Raw genomic sequence first — 17,342 nt, forward strand, 5'->3', positions numbered from 1 at the left:
CTAAGGAGGAAATTTTAAAATGGCTAAAAAAGGTAAAAAATACGTCGAAGCTGCCAAGCTTGTAGAGCGTACAAAAGCTTACGACGTAAACGAAGCGATTGAGCTTGTGAAAAAAACAAACACAGCTAAATTCGATGCCACTGTTGAAGCGGCATTCCGTTTAGGTGTTGACCCTCGTAAAAACGACCAGCAAATCCGCGGTGCAGTTGTACTTCCAAACGGAACAGGCAAAACTCAGCGCGTTCTTGTTTTCGCTAAGGGCGAAAAAGCGAAAGAAGCAGAAGCTGCTGGTGCAGACTACGTAGGCGATTCTGATTACATCAACAAAATTCAGCAAGGCTGGTTTGATTTTGATGTAATCGTTGCGACTCCTGACATGATGGGTGAAGTCGGTAAAATCGGACGCGTGCTTGGACCAAAAGGTCTTATGCCAAACCCTAAAACAGGAACGGTTACTTTCGAAGTTGAAAAAGCAGTCAACGAAATCAAAGCGGGTAAAGTTGAATACCGCGTTGATAAAGCAGGAAACATCCACGTTCCAATCGGAAAAGTGTCATTCGAAGAAGGCAAGCTTGTAGAAAACTTCGCGACAATGTACGACACAATTTTGAAAGCGAAACCTGCTGCTGCTAAAGGTGTATACGTGAAAAACGTTTCTGTTACATCTACAATGGGACCTGGAATCAAAGTGGACCCTTCAACTTTCAACGTAAAATAATATTGACTTTTGATAAGACGTTCTGATATAATTCAAAACGTTGTAAAAATAAAATATGTCCATTTATACCGTAGACAGTAGGTGCCGATAAGGCTTAATCTCCTACCGAGGTGTATATATATCACAGCTCTAGCGTTACGTATGCTTGTATATACAGCCTCCATGTCGAATGGAGGCTTTTTATATGGAACATGTCGTTAAAGAACGTGATCACCGAACGGTATAAGTGTTACACAGATGAATCTTACAGGAGGTGTAACCATGAGCAGCGCAATTGAAACAAAAAAAGTTGTTGTTGAAGAAATTACTTTTAAACTGAAAGAAAGTAAATCAACGATCATCGTTGACTATCGCGGCCTTAACGTAGCTGAAGTAACAGAACTTCGTAAACAGCTTCGCGAAGCTAACGTTGAGTTCAAAGTGTACAAAAACACGATGACTCGCCGTGCGGTTGAACAAGCTGAACTTGATGGTTTGAACGATTTCTTAACAGGACCGAATGCGATTGCATTCAGCACTGAAGATGTTGTCGCTCCAGCTAAAGTTCTTAACGAGTTTGCTAAAAAGCACGAAGCTCTTGAAATCAAAGCGGGCGTAATCGAAGGCAAAGTGTCTACAGTTGAAGAAGTGAAAGCTCTTGCTGAACTTCCATCTCGCGAAGGCTTGCTTTCTATGTTGCTTAGCGTACTTCAAGCTCCAGTTCGCAACCTTGCTCTTGCAACTAAAGCTGTTGCAGAACAAAAGGAAGAACAAGGCGCTTAATAGCATCAGTATCTAAAAAATAAAACAAAATGGAGGAATTACAAATGGCTTTAAATATCGAAGAAATCATTGCTTCCGTTAAAGAAGCAACTGTACTTGAACTGAACGACTTAGTAAAAGCAATCGAAGAAGAATTTGGCGTAACTGCTGCTGCTCCTGTAGCTGTAGCTGGCGGAGCTGCTGCAGGCGGTGCTGCTGAAGAAAAAACTGAATTTGATCTTGTTCTTGCTGGTGCAGGAGATCAAAAAATCAAAGTTATCAAAGTTGTTCGTGAAATCACTGGTCTTGGCTTGAAAGAAGCTAAAGAACTTGTTGACAACACTCCAAAACCTCTTAAAGAAGGTATTGCGAAAGAAGAAGCTGAAGAGCTTAAAGCTAAACTTGAAGAAGTTGGCGCTTCTGTAGAAGTTAAGTAATCTTCACCTAATCTTTAGGGGAAAGCTCGCTTTTAAAAGCGGGCTTTTTCTTTGCTAATTAATTGTAGTCCCTTCCGCATAAGATACGCCATCTTGTTTCAAGATATCTGGAGAGTTCACCAACTGAGGAGGTTCAGTGATGACTGACCATTATTATTCGGAAAAACCTTCAGCAAAAAGCAGCAGATCAACGTGGGCATTTCGCTTGAGAAACCGGGCGTTTACTTTTATCAGCGACAGCGGAGTTTTTTCAAAAAGAGAAGTGGACTTTGGCTCAAGACTGCTGATTGAAGCTTTCCGGGAACCGGATACAGAAGGTGATTTTTTGGATGTAGGCTGCGGCTATGGCCCGATTGGTCTTTCGCTTGCGGCGGATTTCGAAGATCGAATGGTTCACATGATCGATGTTAATGAAAGAGCTGTCGAACTTTCGAAGGAAAACGCGTTAAATAATCAGATCGACAACACAAAGATCTATCAGAGTGATCTGTTTGCCAACGTCGAACCTGCAAAAAAATTCGCTTCTATTATTACTAATCCCCCTATACGCGCCGGGAAAAAAACTGTGCACGCCATCTTTGAAAAAAGCGCTGAACATTTGCGGCCTTCAGGAGAGCTGTGGGTCGTCATTCAGAAAAAACAAGGCGGGCCTTCTGCCATTGAAAAATTAAAAGAACTTTTTGCGGACGTTGAAGTCGTTCACAAAAAGAAAGGGTACTATATCATCAAAGCAAAAAAAGTTTGACTCGGATTTTCAGCTATGTTAATATTATAAAATGCCAATGTATATATTTTGCTGCTGTTTTTAAGAAACGCCTAGGTTTGTATAAAATATACATTTTTGGGAACACTAATAAAATCGGTATTTTGTTTTTGGATGTGGTTTTCTAAATTAGAAACCCTTTTTTCTTTTGTCTTGTAAAAGTATTTCTTACATATTTGCGGAAGAAATGCTTGTTACACATATATTACGCATGATTTGAGGGGTGAATCAGTTGACAGGTCAACTAGTTCAGTATGGACGACACCGCCAGCGCAGAAGCTATGCACGCATTAGCGAAGTGTTAGAATTACCAAATCTCATTGAAATTCAAACCTCTTCTTATCAGTGGTTTCTTGATGAGGGTCTTAGAGAGATGTTTCAAGACATATCGCCAATTGAGGATTTCACTGGTAACCTCTCTCTGGAATTTATCGACTACAGCTTGGGCGAGCCTAAGTATCCGGTAGAAGAATCAAAAGAGCGCGACGTGACCTACTCAGCTCCGCTGCGTGTTAAAGTCCGCTTAATCAACAAAGAGACCGGTGAAGTAAAGGATCAGGATGTCTTCATGGGTGATTTCCCTATTATGACAGACACTGGAACCTTTATTATCAACGGTGCGGAACGGGTCATTGTATCTCAGCTCGTTCGTTCTCCAAGTGTATATTTTAGTGGTAAAGTAGACAAAAACGGTAAGAAAGGTTTTACCGCGACTGTCATTCCAAACCGTGGCGCATGGTTAGAATACGAGACTGATGCGAAAGATGTTGTTTATGTACGCATCGATCGCACACGTAAGTTGCCGGTTACGGTTCTTTTGCGTGCTCTTGGCTTCGGATCTGACCAAGAGATCATTGATCTCGTCGGTGAAAACGAGTATTTACGCAATACGCTTGATAAAGATAATACGGAAAACACCGATAAAGCGCTTCTTGAAATCTACGAGCGTCTTCGTCCAGGAGAGCCACCTACAGTAGAAAACGCAAAAAGCCTGCTTGATTCAAGGTTCTTTGATCCGAAAAGATATGACCTTGCAAGTGTAGGACGTTATAAAATTAATAAAAAGCTTCACATCAAAAACAGACTGTTTAATCAGCGGCTTGCTGAAACGCTGATCGATCCTGAAACAGGCGAAATCCTTGCCGAAAAAGGCGCGATTTTAGACAGAAGAACGCTTGACAAAGTCCTGCCGTACCTTGAAAACGGAATCGGTTTTAAAAAGCTGTATCCGAACGGCGGAGTTGTCGAAGATGAAGTGACGCTTCAGTCTATTAAAATTTATGCCCCGACAGATCAAGAAGGGGAGCAGACAATCAATGTGATTGGAAATGCTTATATTGAAGAAGGCGTTAAAAATATTACACCTTCTGATATTATCTCTTCCATCAGCTATTTCTTTAACCTGCTTCACGGAGTGGGCGATACCGACGATATCGACCATTTAGGAAACCGCCGTCTCCGTTCAGTGGGAGAGCTTCTGCAAAACCAATTCCGTATCGGTTTAAGCAGAATGGAGCGTGTTGTTCGTGAAAGAATGTCTATTCAAGATACAAACACGATCACGCCTCAGCAGCTGATTAATATTCGCCCTGTCATCGCATCAATCAAAGAGTTTTTCGGAAGTTCGCAGCTTTCTCAGTTTATGGATCAGACGAATCCGCTTGCTGAGCTGACGCATAAACGCCGTCTGTCAGCGCTCGGACCGGGCGGTTTGACCCGTGAGCGCGCCGGAATGGAAGTCCGTGACGTTCACTATTCCCACTACGGCCGGATGTGTCCGATTGAAACTCCTGAGGGTCCAAACATCGGCTTGATCAACTCGCTTTCTTCATTCGCGAAAGTGAACCGTTTCGGCTTCATCGAAACGCCGTATCGCCGCGTTGATCCTGAGACTGGAAAAGTAACGCCGAGAATCGATTACTTGACAGCTGATGAAGAAGACAACTATGTCGTTGCCCAGGCTAACGCACGTCTGAATGATGACGGATCTTTTGTGGATGACAGCATCGTCGCCCGTTTCAGAGGGGAGAACACTGTTGTTCCGAAAGACCGCGTCGACTATATGGACGTTTCGCCTAAACAGGTTGTCTCTGCCGCGACTGCATGTATTCCTTTCTTGGAAAACGATGACTCGAACCGCGCCCTTATGGGAGCGAACATGCAACGGCAGGCTGTACCTCTTATGCAGCCTGAATCTCCGATCGTCGGAACCGGAATGGAGTATGTATCTGCAAAAGACTCCGGTGCCGCTGTTATTTGCCGCCACCCTGGAATCGTTGAACGGGTGGAAGCGAAAAACATTTGGGTGCGCCGCTATGAAGAAGTCGACGGCCAGAAAGTCAAAGGGAACCTTGATAAATACAGCCTGCTGAAGTTTGTTCGTTCCAACCAGGGAACTTGCTACAACCAGCGTCCGATCGTAAGCGTCGGTGATGAGGTTGTAAAAGGTGAAATTTTAGCTGACGGTCCGTCTATGGAAAAAGGTGAGCTTGCCCTTGGACGCAACGTCATGGTCGGCTTTATGACATGGGATGGCTACAACTATGAGGATGCCATCATCATGAGCGAACGCCTTGTAAAAGACGACGTATACACGTCTATTCATATTGAGGAATACGAATCAGAGGCCCGGGATACAAAACTCGGACCTGAAGAAATCACACGCGATATTCCAAACGTCGGTGAAGACGCTCTTCGCAACCTCGATGAACGCGGAATTATCCGTGTCGGTGCTGAAGTAAAAGACGGAGATCTTCTTGTTGGTAAAGTAACGCCTAAAGGTGTTACAGAGCTTACAGCAGAAGAGCGCCTGCTTCACGCCATCTTCGGCGAAAAAGCGCGTGAAGTCCGCGATACGTCGCTGCGTGTACCTCACGGAGGCGGCGGTATCATCCTTGATGTAAAAGTGTTCAACCGCGAAGACGGAGACGAACTGCCTCCGGGCGTTAACCAGCTCGTCCGCGTTTACATCGTTCAGAAGCGTAAAATTTCTGAAGGGGACAAAATGGCCGGACGCCACGGTAACAAAGGTGTTATTTCGAAAATCCTTCCGGAGGAAGATATGCCGTATCTGCCTGACGGAACACCGATTGACATCATGTTAAACCCGCTGGGCGTACCATCGCGTATGAACATCGGGCAGGTGTTGGAGCTGCATCTTGGTATGGCTGCACGCCGTCTCGGCCTGCATGTCGCGTCGCCGGTATTTGACGGTGCCCGCGAAGAAGATGTGTGGGAAACGCTTGAAGAAGCCGGCATGTCAAGGGACGCAAAGACAGTCCTTTACGACGGCCGAACTGGGGAGCCGTTTGACAACCGGGTGTCTGTCGGTATCATGTACATGATCAAATTGGCTCACATGGTTGACGACAAATTGCACGCGCGTTCTACAGGTCCTTACTCACTCGTTACCCAGCAGCCTCTCGGAGGTAAAGCGCAGTTCGGTGGACAGCGTTTTGGAGAGATGGAAGTTTGGGCGCTTGAAGCTTACGGTGCAGCATATACACTTCAAGAAATCCTGACTGTTAAATCGGATGATGTCGTAGGCCGTGTGAAAACATACGAAGCCATCGTAAAAGGCGACAATGTTCCAGAACCTGGTGTTCCGGAATCGTTCAAAGTATTGATCAAAGAGCTTCAAAGCTTAGGTATGGACGTCAAAATCCTATCAAGCGACGAAGAAGAAATCGAAATGAGAGACTTGGAAGACGACGAAGACGCGAAACAAAACGAAGGGCTCTCTCTGCCGAATGATGAAGAGTCCGAAGAATTCGTTTCTGCTGACGCAGAACGCGATGTCGTCACTAAAGAATAAACGAATTTTATACGCAAGTGACAGGGTATAACCCGAAGATAAAAAGGGAGGTAGGCCCCTTGCTGGATGTGAACAATTTTGAGTATATGAACATCGGTCTCGCTTCACCTGACAAAATCCGTTCATGGTCTTACGGAGAAGTGAAAAAGCCTGAAACAATCAACTATCGTACTTTGAAACCTGAAAAAGATGGTCTATTCTGCGAGCGCATTTTCGGTCCTCAAAAGGACTGGGAATGCCACTGCGGAAAGTACAAGCGGGTTCGTTATAAAGGCGTAGTCTGCGACCGTTGTGGAGTTGAAGTAACCCGGGCTAAAGTCCGTCGTGAGAGAATGGGGCATATCGAGCTGGCAGCCCCTGTTTCTCACATCTGGTATTTTAAAGGAATCCCGAGCCGTATGGGTCTTGTGCTGGATATGTCTCCGCGGGCATTGGAAGAAGTCATTTACTTTGCTTCTTACGTCGTAACAGATCCGGCCAATACACCGCTTGAGAAAAAACAGCTTCTTTCTGAAAAAGAGTACCGGGCGTACCTTGATAAATACGGAAATAAATTTCAAGCATCAATGGGTGCTGAAGCGATTCATAAGCTCCTTCAAGATATCGACCTCGATAAAGAAGTGGATATGCTGAAAGAAGAGCTTAAAACGTCACAAGGACAGCGCCGCACACGTGCGATCAAACGCTTGGAAGTATTGGAAGCATTCCGCAACTCCGGAAATAAGCCGTCCTGGATGATCCTCGACGTTCTTCCGGTCATTCCGCCTGAGCTGAGACCGATGGTACAGCTTGACGGTGGACGTTTTGCAACTTCCGATCTGAACGATTTGTACCGCCGTGTCATCAACCGTAACAATCGATTAAAACGTCTTTTGGATCTTGGAGCGCCAAGCATTATCGTTCAAAACGAAAAGCGCATGCTTCAAGAAGCCGTGGACGCGCTGATCGATAACGGACGCAGAGGCCGTCCTGTTACAGGTCCGGGAAACAGACCGTTAAAATCCCTTTCTCACATGCTGAAAGGTAAACAAGGCCGTTTCCGTCAAAACCTTCTCGGTAAGCGTGTTGACTACTCAGGCCGTTCGGTTATCGTCGTAGGTCCGAACCTGAAAATGTATCAATGCGGTCTTCCGAAAGAAATGGCGCTGGAACTGTTCAAGCCATTCGTCATGAAAGAGCTTGTTGAAAAAGGTCTTGCCCACAACATTAAGAGTGCGAAGCGTAAAATTGAGCGCGTTCAGCCTGAAGTCTGGGATGTCCTTGAATCAGTTATCAAAGAACACCCTGTGCTTCTCAACCGTGCACCTACGCTTCACAGATTAGGTATTCAAGCGTTCGAACCAACGCTTGTCGAAGGCCGTGCCATCCGTCTTCATCCGCTTGTATGTACGGCATACAACGCCGACTTTGACGGTGACCAAATGGCGGTTCACGTTCCTTTATCAGCAGAAGCGCAAGCTGAGGCGCGCATCCTGATGCTTGCCGCGCAAAACATCCTGAACCCTAAAGACGGAAAACCGGTTGTTACGCCGTCTCAGGATATGGTGCTTGGAAACTACTATCTGACGCTAGAACGCTCAGGAGCAGTCGGCGAAGGTATGGTTTTCAAAGATACGGATGAAGCGATTCTTGCGTATCAAAACGGATATGTTCATTTGCATACGAGAGTAGCCGTTGCGGTTAACTCCCTGAAAAATGAAACATTTACCGAAGAACAGCGTTCCAAGCTGCTCGTTACAACTGTCGGAAAACTGATTTTCAACGAGATTCTTCCGCCGTCGTTCCCATACATGAACGAACCGACGAAGAGCAACATTGAAGAAAAAACACCTGACCGTTTCTTCTTGGATTACGGTGCAGATGTTAAAGAAGCCATTAAGAACCAGGAAATCAACCAGCCGTTCAAAAAAGGCATTTTGGGTAAAATCATTGCGGAGATCTTCAAAAGATTCCATATTACAGAAACATCAAAAATGCTTGACCGCATGAAAAACCTTGGATTTAAATATTCCACAAAAGCCGGAATTACGGTCGGTGTTTCCGATATCGTCGTATTGGACGACAAACAGGAAATCCTTGAAGAAGCGCAAGGAAAAGTTGATAACGTTATGAAGCAGTTCAGACGCGGTCTGATTACAGAAGAAGAGCGTTATGAGCGGGTCATTTCCATCTGGAGTGCAGCTAAAGATACGATCCAAGGCAAGCTGATGAAATCCTTGGATGAAATCAACCCGATCTACATGATGAGTGATTCCGGAGCCCGGGGTAACGCATCAAACTTTACGCAGCTTGCGGGTATGCGCGGTCTGATGGCCAACCCGGCTGGACGAATCATCGAACTTCCGATCAAGTCAAGTTTCCGCGAAGGTTTAACGGTACTCGAGTACTTTATCTCTACTCACGGTGCGCGTAAAGGTCTTGCGGATACGGCTCTGAAGACAGCCGACTCAGGTTACCTGACACGCCGTCTCGTAGACGTAGCCCAAGACGTCATCATTCGTGAGACTGACTGCGGCACAGACCGCGGCATACTTGCCGAATCGATCACAGAAGGCACAGAAGTGATCGAACGTCTTGAAGAGCGTCTTGTCGGCCGATTCGCGAGAAAACCTGTTAAACATCCGGAAACAGGGGAAGTGCTCGTGGATGAAAACGAGCTGATCGACGAAGATAAAGCGCTCGAAATTGTCGAAGCAGGCATTGAACAAGTGTGGATCCGCTCCGCATTTACATGTAATACGTCACATGGTGTATGTAAACGATGCTACGGCCGCAACCTGGCAACAGGAACCGACGTCGAAGTCGGGGAAGCAGTCGGAATCATCGCTGCCCAGTCCATTGGTGAGCCAGGTACACAGTTAACGATGCGTACCTTCCATACGGGCGGGGTTGCCGGAGACGATATTACACAAGGTTTGCCGCGTATCCAGGAATTGTTTGAAGCGCGAAACCCTAAAGGTCAAGCGACGATCTCTGAAATTGACGGTGTCGTAGCTGAAATCAATGAAGTGCGTGACAAACAGCAGGAAATCGTCGTTCAGGGCGAAGTCGAAAGCCGTTCATATACGGCGCCTTACAACGCGCGCCTGAAAGTCACTGAAGGAGAGAAAATTTCCCGTGGTCAGGTGCTGACAGAAGGTTCTGTCGATCCGAAAGAGCTTCTGAAAGTTACTGACATTACCACGGTGCAGGAATACCTCCTTCATGAAGTGCAGAAGGTTTATCGTATGCAAGGGGTTGAAATCGGGGATAAGCACGTCGAGGTTATGGTTCGCCAGATGCTTCGCAAAGTGCGTGTCATCGATGCCGGCGACACGGAAGTGCTGCCAGGCACGCTGCTCGATATTCACCAGTTTACCGAAGCGAACAAAAAAGTTCTGCTCGAAGGCAAACGCCCTGCAACAGGCCGTCCGGTGCTTCTCGGTATTACCAAAGCATCGCTTGAAACGGATTCCTTCCTGTCTGCCGCGTCATTCCAGGAAACAACACGTGTCCTGACAGATGCAGCAATTAAAGGAAAACGCGATGAGCTTCTCGGCCTGAAAGAGAATGTTATCATCGGTAAGCTTGTTCCTGCTGGAACGGGTATGCTGAACTACCGTAAAGTGAAGCCGGTATTGCAAGTCCAATCATCTGATGAAATGGTTCCGGCTGAATAAATAAAAAAATCCTAAAGAAGGATGTCACTAAAAATTGTCATCATATGTTGACATCCTTCTTTCAGGATGATAATATAACCAAGGTGCTCAATTTAAACCTGTTGCTTTGGAGGATATATGATGTCTTATGATAAAGTATCACAGGCTCAATCTATTATTATCGGTACGAAGCAGACAGTCAAAGCGCTGAAGCGCAATTCTGTTAAGGAAGTCGTCGTAGCAAAAGACGCTGATCCTTTTCTGACGTCAGATGTTATTAACCTGGCAAATGAACAAGGGATTCCCGTCTCAATGGCAGAGTCCATGAAAAAGCTCGGCAAAGCCTGCGGAATTGAAGTCGGAGCTGCAGCTGTTGCCATTATTCAATAACGTACTCGTTGTTTTTGCTTTTATGCAAAGGCATTGTTTTTTGCTTTTAAATGAACCACCTGGGTATGTGGGTTATAAAACATGATGAAGGGAGGAATTACAAAATGCCTACAATTAATCAGCTAGTCCGCAAAGGACGCGTAAGCAAAGTTGAAACTTCTAAGTCTCCAGCACTTAACAAAGGATACAACAGCTTCAAGAAAGAGCACACTAACGTATCTTCACCACAAAAACGCGGAGTATGTACCCGTGTCGGTACAATGACACCGAAGAAGCCGAACTCGGCGCTTCGTAAATATGCCCGTGTTCGCTTAACTAACGGAATCGAGGTTACGGCCTACATTCCTGGTATCGGACACAACCTGCAAGAGCACAGTGTCGTATTGATCCGCGGTGGACGTGTAAAAGACTTACCGGGGGTACGCTACCACATCGTGCGTGGCGCACTTGATACTGCCGGAGTTGAAAACCGTGCACAAGGCCGTTCTAAATACGGTACAAAACGTCCTAAGAAAAAATAATTCCGTTTAAATACAAATAAAAGGGTTTTTAAAAGCAAGGAGTTCTGGCAATGCTGTTAAGGGCATCAGGCTTACCGCGCCAAGCGTCAGTTTGATCCCGGCAGCTGAACCGTGAAATCCCTCTGCTTGCTGTAAACCCGTAACAAGAGAAGGGAGGATAATCAGATGCCACGTAAAGGTCCTGTAGCAAAAAGAGACGTTTTACCTGATCCGCTTTACAACTCTAAACTGGTTACTCGTTTGATCAACAAAATGATGATCGACGGTAAAAAAGGTAAAGCTCAAACAATCCTATACAAGTCATTCGATATTATTAAAGAACGTACCGGCAACGATGCAATGGAGGTTTTCGAACAAGCATTGAAGAACATCATGCCAGTGCTTGAAGTAAAAGCACGCCGCGTAGGTGGTGCGAACTACCAAGTACCTGTAGAGGTTCGTCCTGAACGCCGTACGACTCTTGGACTTCGCTGGTTAGTAAACTACGCTCGTCTTCGCGGAGAAAAAACGATGGAAGAGCGTTTAGCTAACGAAATCCTTGATGCAGCTAACAACACTGGTGCTGCTGTTAAGAAACGTGAAGATACTCATAAGATGGCTGAAGCAAACAAAGCGTTCGCTCACTATCGCTGGTAATCTCGAACGACAAAATATTATTCCCTAAGAAGGAAGGAGAAAAGACCCAATGGCAAGAGAGTTCTCCTTAGAAAAAACTCGTAATATCGGAATCATGGCTCACATCGATGCCGGTAAAACGACAACAACTGAACGTATCTTGTTCTACACAGGCCGTATCCATAAAATTGGTGAAACTCACGAAGGGGCTTCCCAAATGGACTGGATGGAGCAGGAACAAGAACGCGGTATCACAATCACATCCGCTGCAACAACTGCACAATGGAAAGGTTACCGCGTAAACATCATCGACACACCAGGACACGTAGACTTCACAGTTGAGGTTGAACGTTCCCTGCGCGTACTTGATGGTGCCGTTGCCGTTCTTGACGCACAATCAGGCGTTGAGCCGCAAACTGAAACAGTTTGGCGTCAGGCAACAACTTACGGAGTACCTCGCATCGTATTTGTCAACAAGATGGACAAAACGGGTGCGGACTTCCTTTACTCTGTAGGAACTCTTAAAGACCGTCTTGAGGCGAACGCTCACGCGATCCAATTACCGATTGGCGCCGAAGACAATTTCGAAGGGATCATCGACCTTGTAGAAAACGTTGCGTACTACTATGAAGATGATCTTGGAACACGCTCTGATGCGCGTGAAATCCCTGCTGAGTACAAAGACAAAGCTGAAGAGCTTCGCGCCAGCTTGATTGAAGCTGTTGCTGAGCTTGATGAAGAGCTTATGATGAAGTACTTGGAAGGCGAAGAAATCACAGTTGACGAACTGAAAGCAGCAATCCGCAAAGGAACTTGTAACGTTGAGTTCTATCCGGTTCTTTGTGGTTCAGCTTTCAAAAACAAAGGTGTTCAATTAGTGCTTGACGCAGTTCTTGACTACCTGCCAGCTCCAACTGACGTACCAGCAATCAAAGGTACTCTGCCTGATTCTGAGGAAGAGGTTACTCGTGAGTCTTCTGATGAAGCACCTTTCTCAGCACTTGCATTTAAAGTTATGACTGACCCTTACGTTGGTAAATTGACGTTCTTCCGTGTGTACTCAGGAACACTTGATTCCGGTTCATACGTAAGAAACTCAACAAAAGGCAAACGTGAGCGCGTCGGCCGTATCCTGCAAATGCACGCCAACAGCCGTGAAGAAATCTCTACTGTGTACGCAGGGGATATCGCTGCTGCTGTAGGTTTGAAAGACACGACTACAGGGGACACGCTTTGCGACGAGAAAAACCTTGTTATTCTTGAGTCTATGGAATTCCCTGAGCCTGTTATCCACGTTGCAATCGAGCCTAAATCTAAGGCTGACCAAGACAAAATGTCTACTGCACTGGCTAAATTGGCTGAAGAGGATCCAACATTCCGTGCGCATACTGACCCTGAAACAGGTCAAACGATCATCGGCGGTATGGGTGAGCTTCACCTTGATATCATCGTTGACCGTATGAAACGCGAATTTAAAGTTGAAGCCAACGTCGGTGCTCCTCAAGTTGCGTATCGTGAAACATTCCGTGCGAGCGCGCAAGTTGAAGGTAAATTCGTACGTCAGTCCGGTGGACGCGGACAGTTCGGACACGTTTGGATCGAATTCTCTCCAAACGAAGAAGGAAAAGGCTTTGAGTTCGAAAACGCAATCGTCGGTGGTGTCGTTCCTCGTGAATACATTCCGGCTGTTCAAGCAGGACTTGAAGATTCACTTCAAAACGGTGTCGTCGCAGGTTACCCTGTTATCGACATCAAAGCGAAGCTGTTTGACGGTTCTTACCATGACGTCGACTCAAACGAAATGGCGTTTAAAATCGCTGCTTCAATGGCGCTTAAAAACGCGGCAAGCAAGTGTAACCCGGTTATTCTTGAGCCGATCTCCAAAGTTGAAGTCGTTATCCCAGAAGAATACATGGGAGACATCATGGGTGATATTACATCACGCCGCGGTCGCGTAGAAGGTATGGAAGGACGCGGAAACGCTCAAGTTGTTCGCGCAATGGTTCCACTTTCTGAAATGTTCGGTTACGCTACGGCTCTCCGTTCAAACACACAAGGACGCGGTACGTTCACAATGGTCTTTGACCACTACGAAGAAGTGCCTAAGAGCATCGCTGATGAGATCATCAAAAAAAATCAAGGTGAATAATTGATTTTGCCTCTTCATTAAAGTATAAATACTATTGTAAGATGAGAAAGTGAAACATTGCTTTCACTTTCTATCACTCTATATAACAAAAACTAACCTTTTTAAGGAGGATTTTCAGAATGGCTAAAGAAAAATTCGACCGTTCCAAATCACATGCCAACATTGGTACAATTGGACACGTTGACCATGGTAAAACTACATTAACAGCTGCTATCACTACTGTGCTTCATAAGAAATCTGGTAAAGGTACTGCTATGGCATACGACCAAATCGACGGTGCTCCAGAAGAGCGTGAGCGCGGTATCACAATCTCTACTGCACACGTTGAGTACGAAACTGACAGCCGTCACTATGCACACGTTGACTGCCCAGGACACGCTGACTATGTTAAAAACATGATCACTGGTGCTGCGCAAATGGACGGTGCGATCCTTGTTGTTTCTGCTGCTGACGGCCCAATGCCACAAACTCGTGAGCACATCCTTCTTTCTCGTAACGTAGGTGTGCCATACATCGTAGTATTCTTGAACAAATGCGACATGGTAGACGACGAAGAGCTTCTTGAGCTAGTTGAAATGGAAGTTCGCGATCTTCTTTCTGAGTATGAGTTCCCTGGTGACGATGTACCAGTTATCAAAGGTTCAGCTCTTAAAGCTCTTGAAGGTGACGCTGATTACGAAGCTAAAATCTTCGAACTGATGGATGCGGTTGATGAATACATCCCAACTCCAGAGCGCGATACTGACAAACCGTTCATGATGCCTGTTGAGGACGTATTCTCAATCACAGGTCGTGGAACAGTTGCAACTGGACGCGTTGAGCGCGGACAAGTTAAAGTCGGTGACGAAGTTGAAATCATCGGTCTTCAAGAAGAAAACAGTAAAACAACTGTTACAGGTGTTGAAATGTTCCGTAAGCTTCTTGATTATGCTGAAGCTGGTGACAACATCGGTGCACTTCTTCGCGGTGTATCTCGTGAAGATATCCAACGCGGTCAAGTACTTGCTAAACCAGGTACAATCACTCCGCACAAAAAATTCAAAGCTGAAGTTTACGTTCTTTCTAAAGAAGAAGGCGGACGTCACACTCCATTCTTCTCTAACTACCGTCCTCAGTTCTACTTCCGTACAACTGACGTAACGGGTATCATTCAGCTTCCTGAAGGCGTAGAAATGGTTATGCCTGGAGACAACATCGAAATGACTGTTGAATTGATTTCAACAATCGCGATTGAAGACGGAACTCGCTTCTCTATCCGTGAAGGCGGACGTACAGTTGGTTCTGGCGTAGTTTCTTCTATCACTGAATAATACTTATAAAATAAAAAAACGAGATCCAGCCGGGTCTCGTTTTTTATTTACGTCGTTATTATAAAGGGATTTATTTTCCGCCTGTAAGCTCTTGATTAACACTGCTTGAATCTGTATAATAAAAAAAGTGTGCAAAAGCCGGTAATATTTAATATTACCTTGCATCATGCCTATAAATTTTGTATAATAGTGCATGTTGGTCTTTGACTGCGATGAAGTGAGAGGTTGCTGACACACCCGGCCGCTTTGCCATGGCAAGGTGATTCAGGTTTTTCTCACGGAGAATTGTCTAATGTAAGTAGGCGAAAAGGAGGGAAAATAATGGCAAAACAAAAAATTCGTATTCGTTTAAAAGCGTATGATCATAGAATCCTTGATCAATCTGCTGAGAAGATTGTTGAAACGGCTAAACGTTCCGGAGCCAGCGTTTCTGGTCCGATTCCGTTGCCAACTGAGAAATCAGTTTACACAATCCTTCGTGCGGTGCACAAATACAAAGATTCTCGTGAACAGTTTGAAATGCGTACACATAAACGTTTGATCGACATTGTGAACCCAACACCACAAACTGTCGACGCTTTAATGCGATTAGATTTACCATCTGGTGTCGATATCGAAATTAAACTTTAATCTAAAATATAGAATGATTTTTATAGGAGGTGTGACGAATGACCAAAGGAATCTTAGGAAGAAAAATTGGTATGACGCAAGTTTTCGCAGAAAACGGTGATCTTATTCCGGTAACTGTTATTGAAGCTGCTCCTAACGTTGTACTTCAGAAGAAAACTGCTGAAAACGACGGCTATGAAGCGATTCAAATCGGTTTTGACGACAAGCGTGAAAAGCTTGCCAACAAACCGGAAAAAGGACACGTCGCAAAAGCGGAAACTGCACCTAAGCGCTTCGTTAAAGAATTACGCGGAGTGGATATGGATGCGTATGAAGTTGGTCAGGAAGTCAAAGTTGATATTTTCTCTAACGGAGAAGTTATTGATGTAACAGGAACATCGAAAGGTAAAGGTTTCCAAGGTGCTATCAAACGCCACGGACAATCTCGCGGACCTATGTCTCACGGTTCCCGCTACCATCGTCGTCCTGGTTCAATGGGACCTGTAGACCCTAACCGTGTATTCAAAGGTAAACTGTTGCCTGGTCGTATGGGCGGAGAGCAAATCACCGTTCAAAACCTTGAAATCGTAAAAGTGGATGCAGAACGCAACCTTCTTTTAGTTAAAGGCAACGTTCCTGGTGCAAGAAAATCTCTAGTCACTGTTAAAAGTGCTGTTAAAACTAAATAATTCTCTTAGGAAAGGAGGAAATTGATCATGCCAAAAGTAGCTTTATATAACCAAAACGGTTCTACTGCTGGTGATATCGAATTAAACGACTCTGTATTTGGAATCGAGCCAAATGAGAGCGTAGTATTCGACGCTATTCTTATGCAAAGAGCTTCCTTACGTCAAGGAACTCATAAAGTAAAAAATCGTTCGGAAGTACGTGGCGGAGGTCGCAAACCTTGGCGTCAAAAAGGTACCGGCCGTGCTCGTCAAGGGTCTATCCGTTCACCGCAATGGCGCGGAGGTGGTATCGTATTCGGTCCTACACCACGCAGCTATGCATATAAATTACCGAAAAAAGTTCGCCGCTTGGCTATCAAATCAGCATTGTCTTCTAAAGTGAATGACAACAACTTGATCGTTCTTGAAGATCTTAATCTTGATGCGGTTAAAACAAAAGAAATGGCAGCTATCCTTAAAGGTCTGTCTATCGAGAAGAAAGCTTTAATCGTAACTGCGGATGCAAACGAGACAGTTGAACTATCTGCTCGCAACCTTCCAGGAGTTACTGTTGTTGAAGCTAACGGAATCAACGTCCTCGATGTTGTCGGTCACGAGAAGCTTGTGATGACGAAAGCAGCGGTTGAAAAAGTAGAGGAGGTGCTTGCATAATGAAAGATCCTCGTGATGTTCTAAAGCGCCCCGTCATTACTGAACGTTCTGCTGATTTAATGACTGAAAAAAAATACACGTTTGAAGTAGACGTAAAAGCTAACAAAACAGAAGTGAAAGACGCTGTTGAACAAATCTTTGGAGTGAAAGTTGAAAAAGTCAACATCATGAACTACAAAGGGAAATTCAAACGTGTCGGCCGCTACTCTGGTATGACGAACAAACGCAGAAAAGCGATTGTCAAGCTTACTGAAGAGAGCAAAGAAATCGAAATTTTTGAAGCTTAATTATTTGTGA

15 protein-coding genes and 1 other annotated feature are annotated in these 17,342 nt (G+C 45.2%); all 15 genes read left to right on the forward strand.

All coding sequences use genetic code 11. The features are described from left to right. Window positions 1-19 precede the first annotated feature (19 nt). On the forward strand, window positions 20-718 hold the full coding sequence (gene rplA, locus MST20_RS20060) for a 50S ribosomal protein L1 (protein WP_020449850.1): 699 nt from the start codon (window positions 20-22) through the stop codon (window positions 716-718). A gap of 50 nt (window positions 719-768) precedes the next feature. Beyond that, window positions 769-910: a sequence feature (ribosomal protein L10 leader region), on the forward strand. A gap of 69 nt (window positions 911-979) precedes the next feature. Beyond that, complete coding sequence (gene rplJ / locus MST20_RS20065; RefSeq protein WP_243944417.1) at window positions 980-1,480, forward strand: 50S ribosomal protein L10; 501 nt, start codon at window positions 980-982, stop codon at window positions 1,478-1,480. A gap of 44 nt (window positions 1,481-1,524) precedes the next feature. Further along, a complete protein-coding gene (rplL, locus tag MST20_RS20070) occupies window positions 1,525-1,896 on the forward strand; it encodes a 50S ribosomal protein L7/L12 (RefSeq protein WP_003178305.1) in 372 nt (123 codons plus the stop codon). A gap of 139 nt (window positions 1,897-2,035) precedes the next feature. Then, a complete protein-coding gene (locus MST20_RS20075; RefSeq protein WP_165425832.1) occupies window positions 2,036-2,641 on the forward strand; it encodes a class I SAM-dependent methyltransferase in 606 nt (201 codons plus the stop codon). Window positions 2,642-2,891: 250 nt separating this feature from the next. Next, window positions 2,892-6,473, forward strand: a complete 3,582-nt coding sequence (gene rpoB, locus MST20_RS20080; protein WP_165425833.1) for a DNA-directed RNA polymerase subunit beta — start codon at window positions 2,892-2,894, stop codon at window positions 6,471-6,473. 59 nt (window positions 6,474-6,532) lie between these two features. Then, entirely contained in the window at window positions 6,533-10,132 is a 3,600-nt protein-coding gene (rpoC, locus tag MST20_RS20085; protein WP_243944419.1) for a DNA-directed RNA polymerase subunit beta', read from the forward strand. Window positions 10,133-10,252: 120 nt separating this feature from the next. Further along, window positions 10,253-10,501, forward strand: a complete 249-nt coding sequence (locus tag MST20_RS20090; protein WP_023855916.1) for a 50S ribosomal protein L7ae-like protein — start codon at window positions 10,253-10,255, stop codon at window positions 10,499-10,501. Between the two features lie 104 nt (window positions 10,502-10,605). Next, window positions 10,606-11,022, forward strand: a complete 417-nt coding sequence (rpsL, locus tag MST20_RS20095) for a 30S ribosomal protein S12 (RefSeq protein WP_003178315.1) — start codon at window positions 10,606-10,608, stop codon at window positions 11,020-11,022. A gap of 165 nt (window positions 11,023-11,187) precedes the next feature. Continuing rightward, window positions 11,188-11,658 carry a 30S ribosomal protein S7 gene (gene rpsG, locus MST20_RS20100; RefSeq protein ID WP_003178317.1) on the forward strand — a complete coding sequence of 157 codons (471 nt, stop codon included), beginning with the start codon at window positions 11,188-11,190 and terminating at the stop codon, window positions 11,656-11,658. Between the two features lie 49 nt (window positions 11,659-11,707). Continuing rightward, on the forward strand, window positions 11,708-13,786 hold the full coding sequence (gene fusA / locus MST20_RS20105; protein ID WP_243944421.1) for an elongation factor G: 2,079 nt from the start codon (window positions 11,708-11,710) through the stop codon (window positions 13,784-13,786). A gap of 119 nt (window positions 13,787-13,905) precedes the next feature. After that, a complete protein-coding gene (gene tuf / locus MST20_RS20110; RefSeq protein ID WP_243944424.1) occupies window positions 13,906-15,096 on the forward strand; it encodes an elongation factor Tu in 1,191 nt (396 codons plus the stop codon). 321 nt (window positions 15,097-15,417) lie between these two features. Next, complete coding sequence (gene rpsJ, locus MST20_RS20115) at window positions 15,418-15,726, forward strand: 30S ribosomal protein S10 (protein ID WP_003156464.1); 309 nt, start codon at window positions 15,418-15,420, stop codon at window positions 15,724-15,726. Window positions 15,727-15,764: 38 nt separating this feature from the next. Beyond that, entirely contained in the window at window positions 15,765-16,394 is a 630-nt protein-coding gene (gene rplC / locus MST20_RS20120) for a 50S ribosomal protein L3 (protein ID WP_243944426.1), read from the forward strand. 27 nt (window positions 16,395-16,421) lie between these two features. Next, window positions 16,422-17,045 (forward strand): 50S ribosomal protein L4, encoded by a 624-nt coding sequence (gene rplD / locus MST20_RS20125; protein WP_003178327.1) that lies wholly within the window; start codon window positions 16,422-16,424, stop codon window positions 17,043-17,045. After that, a complete protein-coding gene (gene rplW, locus MST20_RS20130; protein WP_243944428.1) occupies window positions 17,045-17,332 on the forward strand; it encodes a 50S ribosomal protein L23 in 288 nt (95 codons plus the stop codon). Before rplD ends, rplW begins: the two co-directional genes overlap by 1 nt. Window positions 17,333-17,342: the final 10 nt, after the last annotated feature.

The organism is Bacillus sp. B19-2 (genome assembly GCF_022832475.1).
GTDB lineage: Bacteria > Bacillota > Bacilli > Bacillales > Bacillaceae > Bacillus > Bacillus paralicheniformis.

What these genes read in the sequence shown, in the direction of transcription:
- rplC (WP_243944426.1), top strand. Translation starts at nt 15,765, where the DNA reads ATGACCAAAGGAATCTTAGGAAGAAAAATTGGTATGACGCAAGTTTTC.
- rplA (WP_020449850.1), top strand. Translation starts at nt 20, where the DNA reads ATGGCTAAAAAAGGTAAAAAATACGTCGAAGCTGCCAAGCTTGTAGAG.
- rplJ (WP_243944417.1), top strand. Translation starts at nt 980, where the DNA reads ATGAGCAGCGCAATTGAAACAAAAAAAGTTGTTGTTGAAGAAATTACT.
- rplD (WP_003178327.1), top strand. Translation starts at nt 16,422, where the DNA reads ATGCCAAAAGTAGCTTTATATAACCAAAACGGTTCTACTGCTGGTGAT.
- rpsL (WP_003178315.1), top strand. Translation starts at nt 10,606, where the DNA reads ATGCCTACAATTAATCAGCTAGTCCGCAAAGGACGCGTAAGCAAAGTT.
- rplL (WP_003178305.1), top strand. Translation starts at nt 1,525, where the DNA reads ATGGCTTTAAATATCGAAGAAATCATTGCTTCCGTTAAAGAAGCAACT.
- tuf (WP_243944424.1), top strand. Translation starts at nt 13,906, where the DNA reads ATGGCTAAAGAAAAATTCGACCGTTCCAAATCACATGCCAACATTGGT.
- MST20_RS20075 (WP_165425832.1), top strand. Translation starts at nt 2,036, where the DNA reads ATGACTGACCATTATTATTCGGAAAAACCTTCAGCAAAAAGCAGCAGA.
- MST20_RS20090 (WP_023855916.1), top strand. Translation starts at nt 10,253, where the DNA reads ATGTCTTATGATAAAGTATCACAGGCTCAATCTATTATTATCGGTACG.
- rpsJ (WP_003156464.1), top strand. Translation starts at nt 15,418, where the DNA reads ATGGCAAAACAAAAAATTCGTATTCGTTTAAAAGCGTATGATCATAGA.
- fusA (WP_243944421.1), top strand. Translation starts at nt 11,708, where the DNA reads ATGGCAAGAGAGTTCTCCTTAGAAAAAACTCGTAATATCGGAATCATG.
- rplW (WP_243944428.1), top strand. Translation starts at nt 17,045, where the DNA reads ATGAAAGATCCTCGTGATGTTCTAAAGCGCCCCGTCATTACTGAACGT.
- rpsG (WP_003178317.1), top strand. Translation starts at nt 11,188, where the DNA reads ATGCCACGTAAAGGTCCTGTAGCAAAAAGAGACGTTTTACCTGATCCG.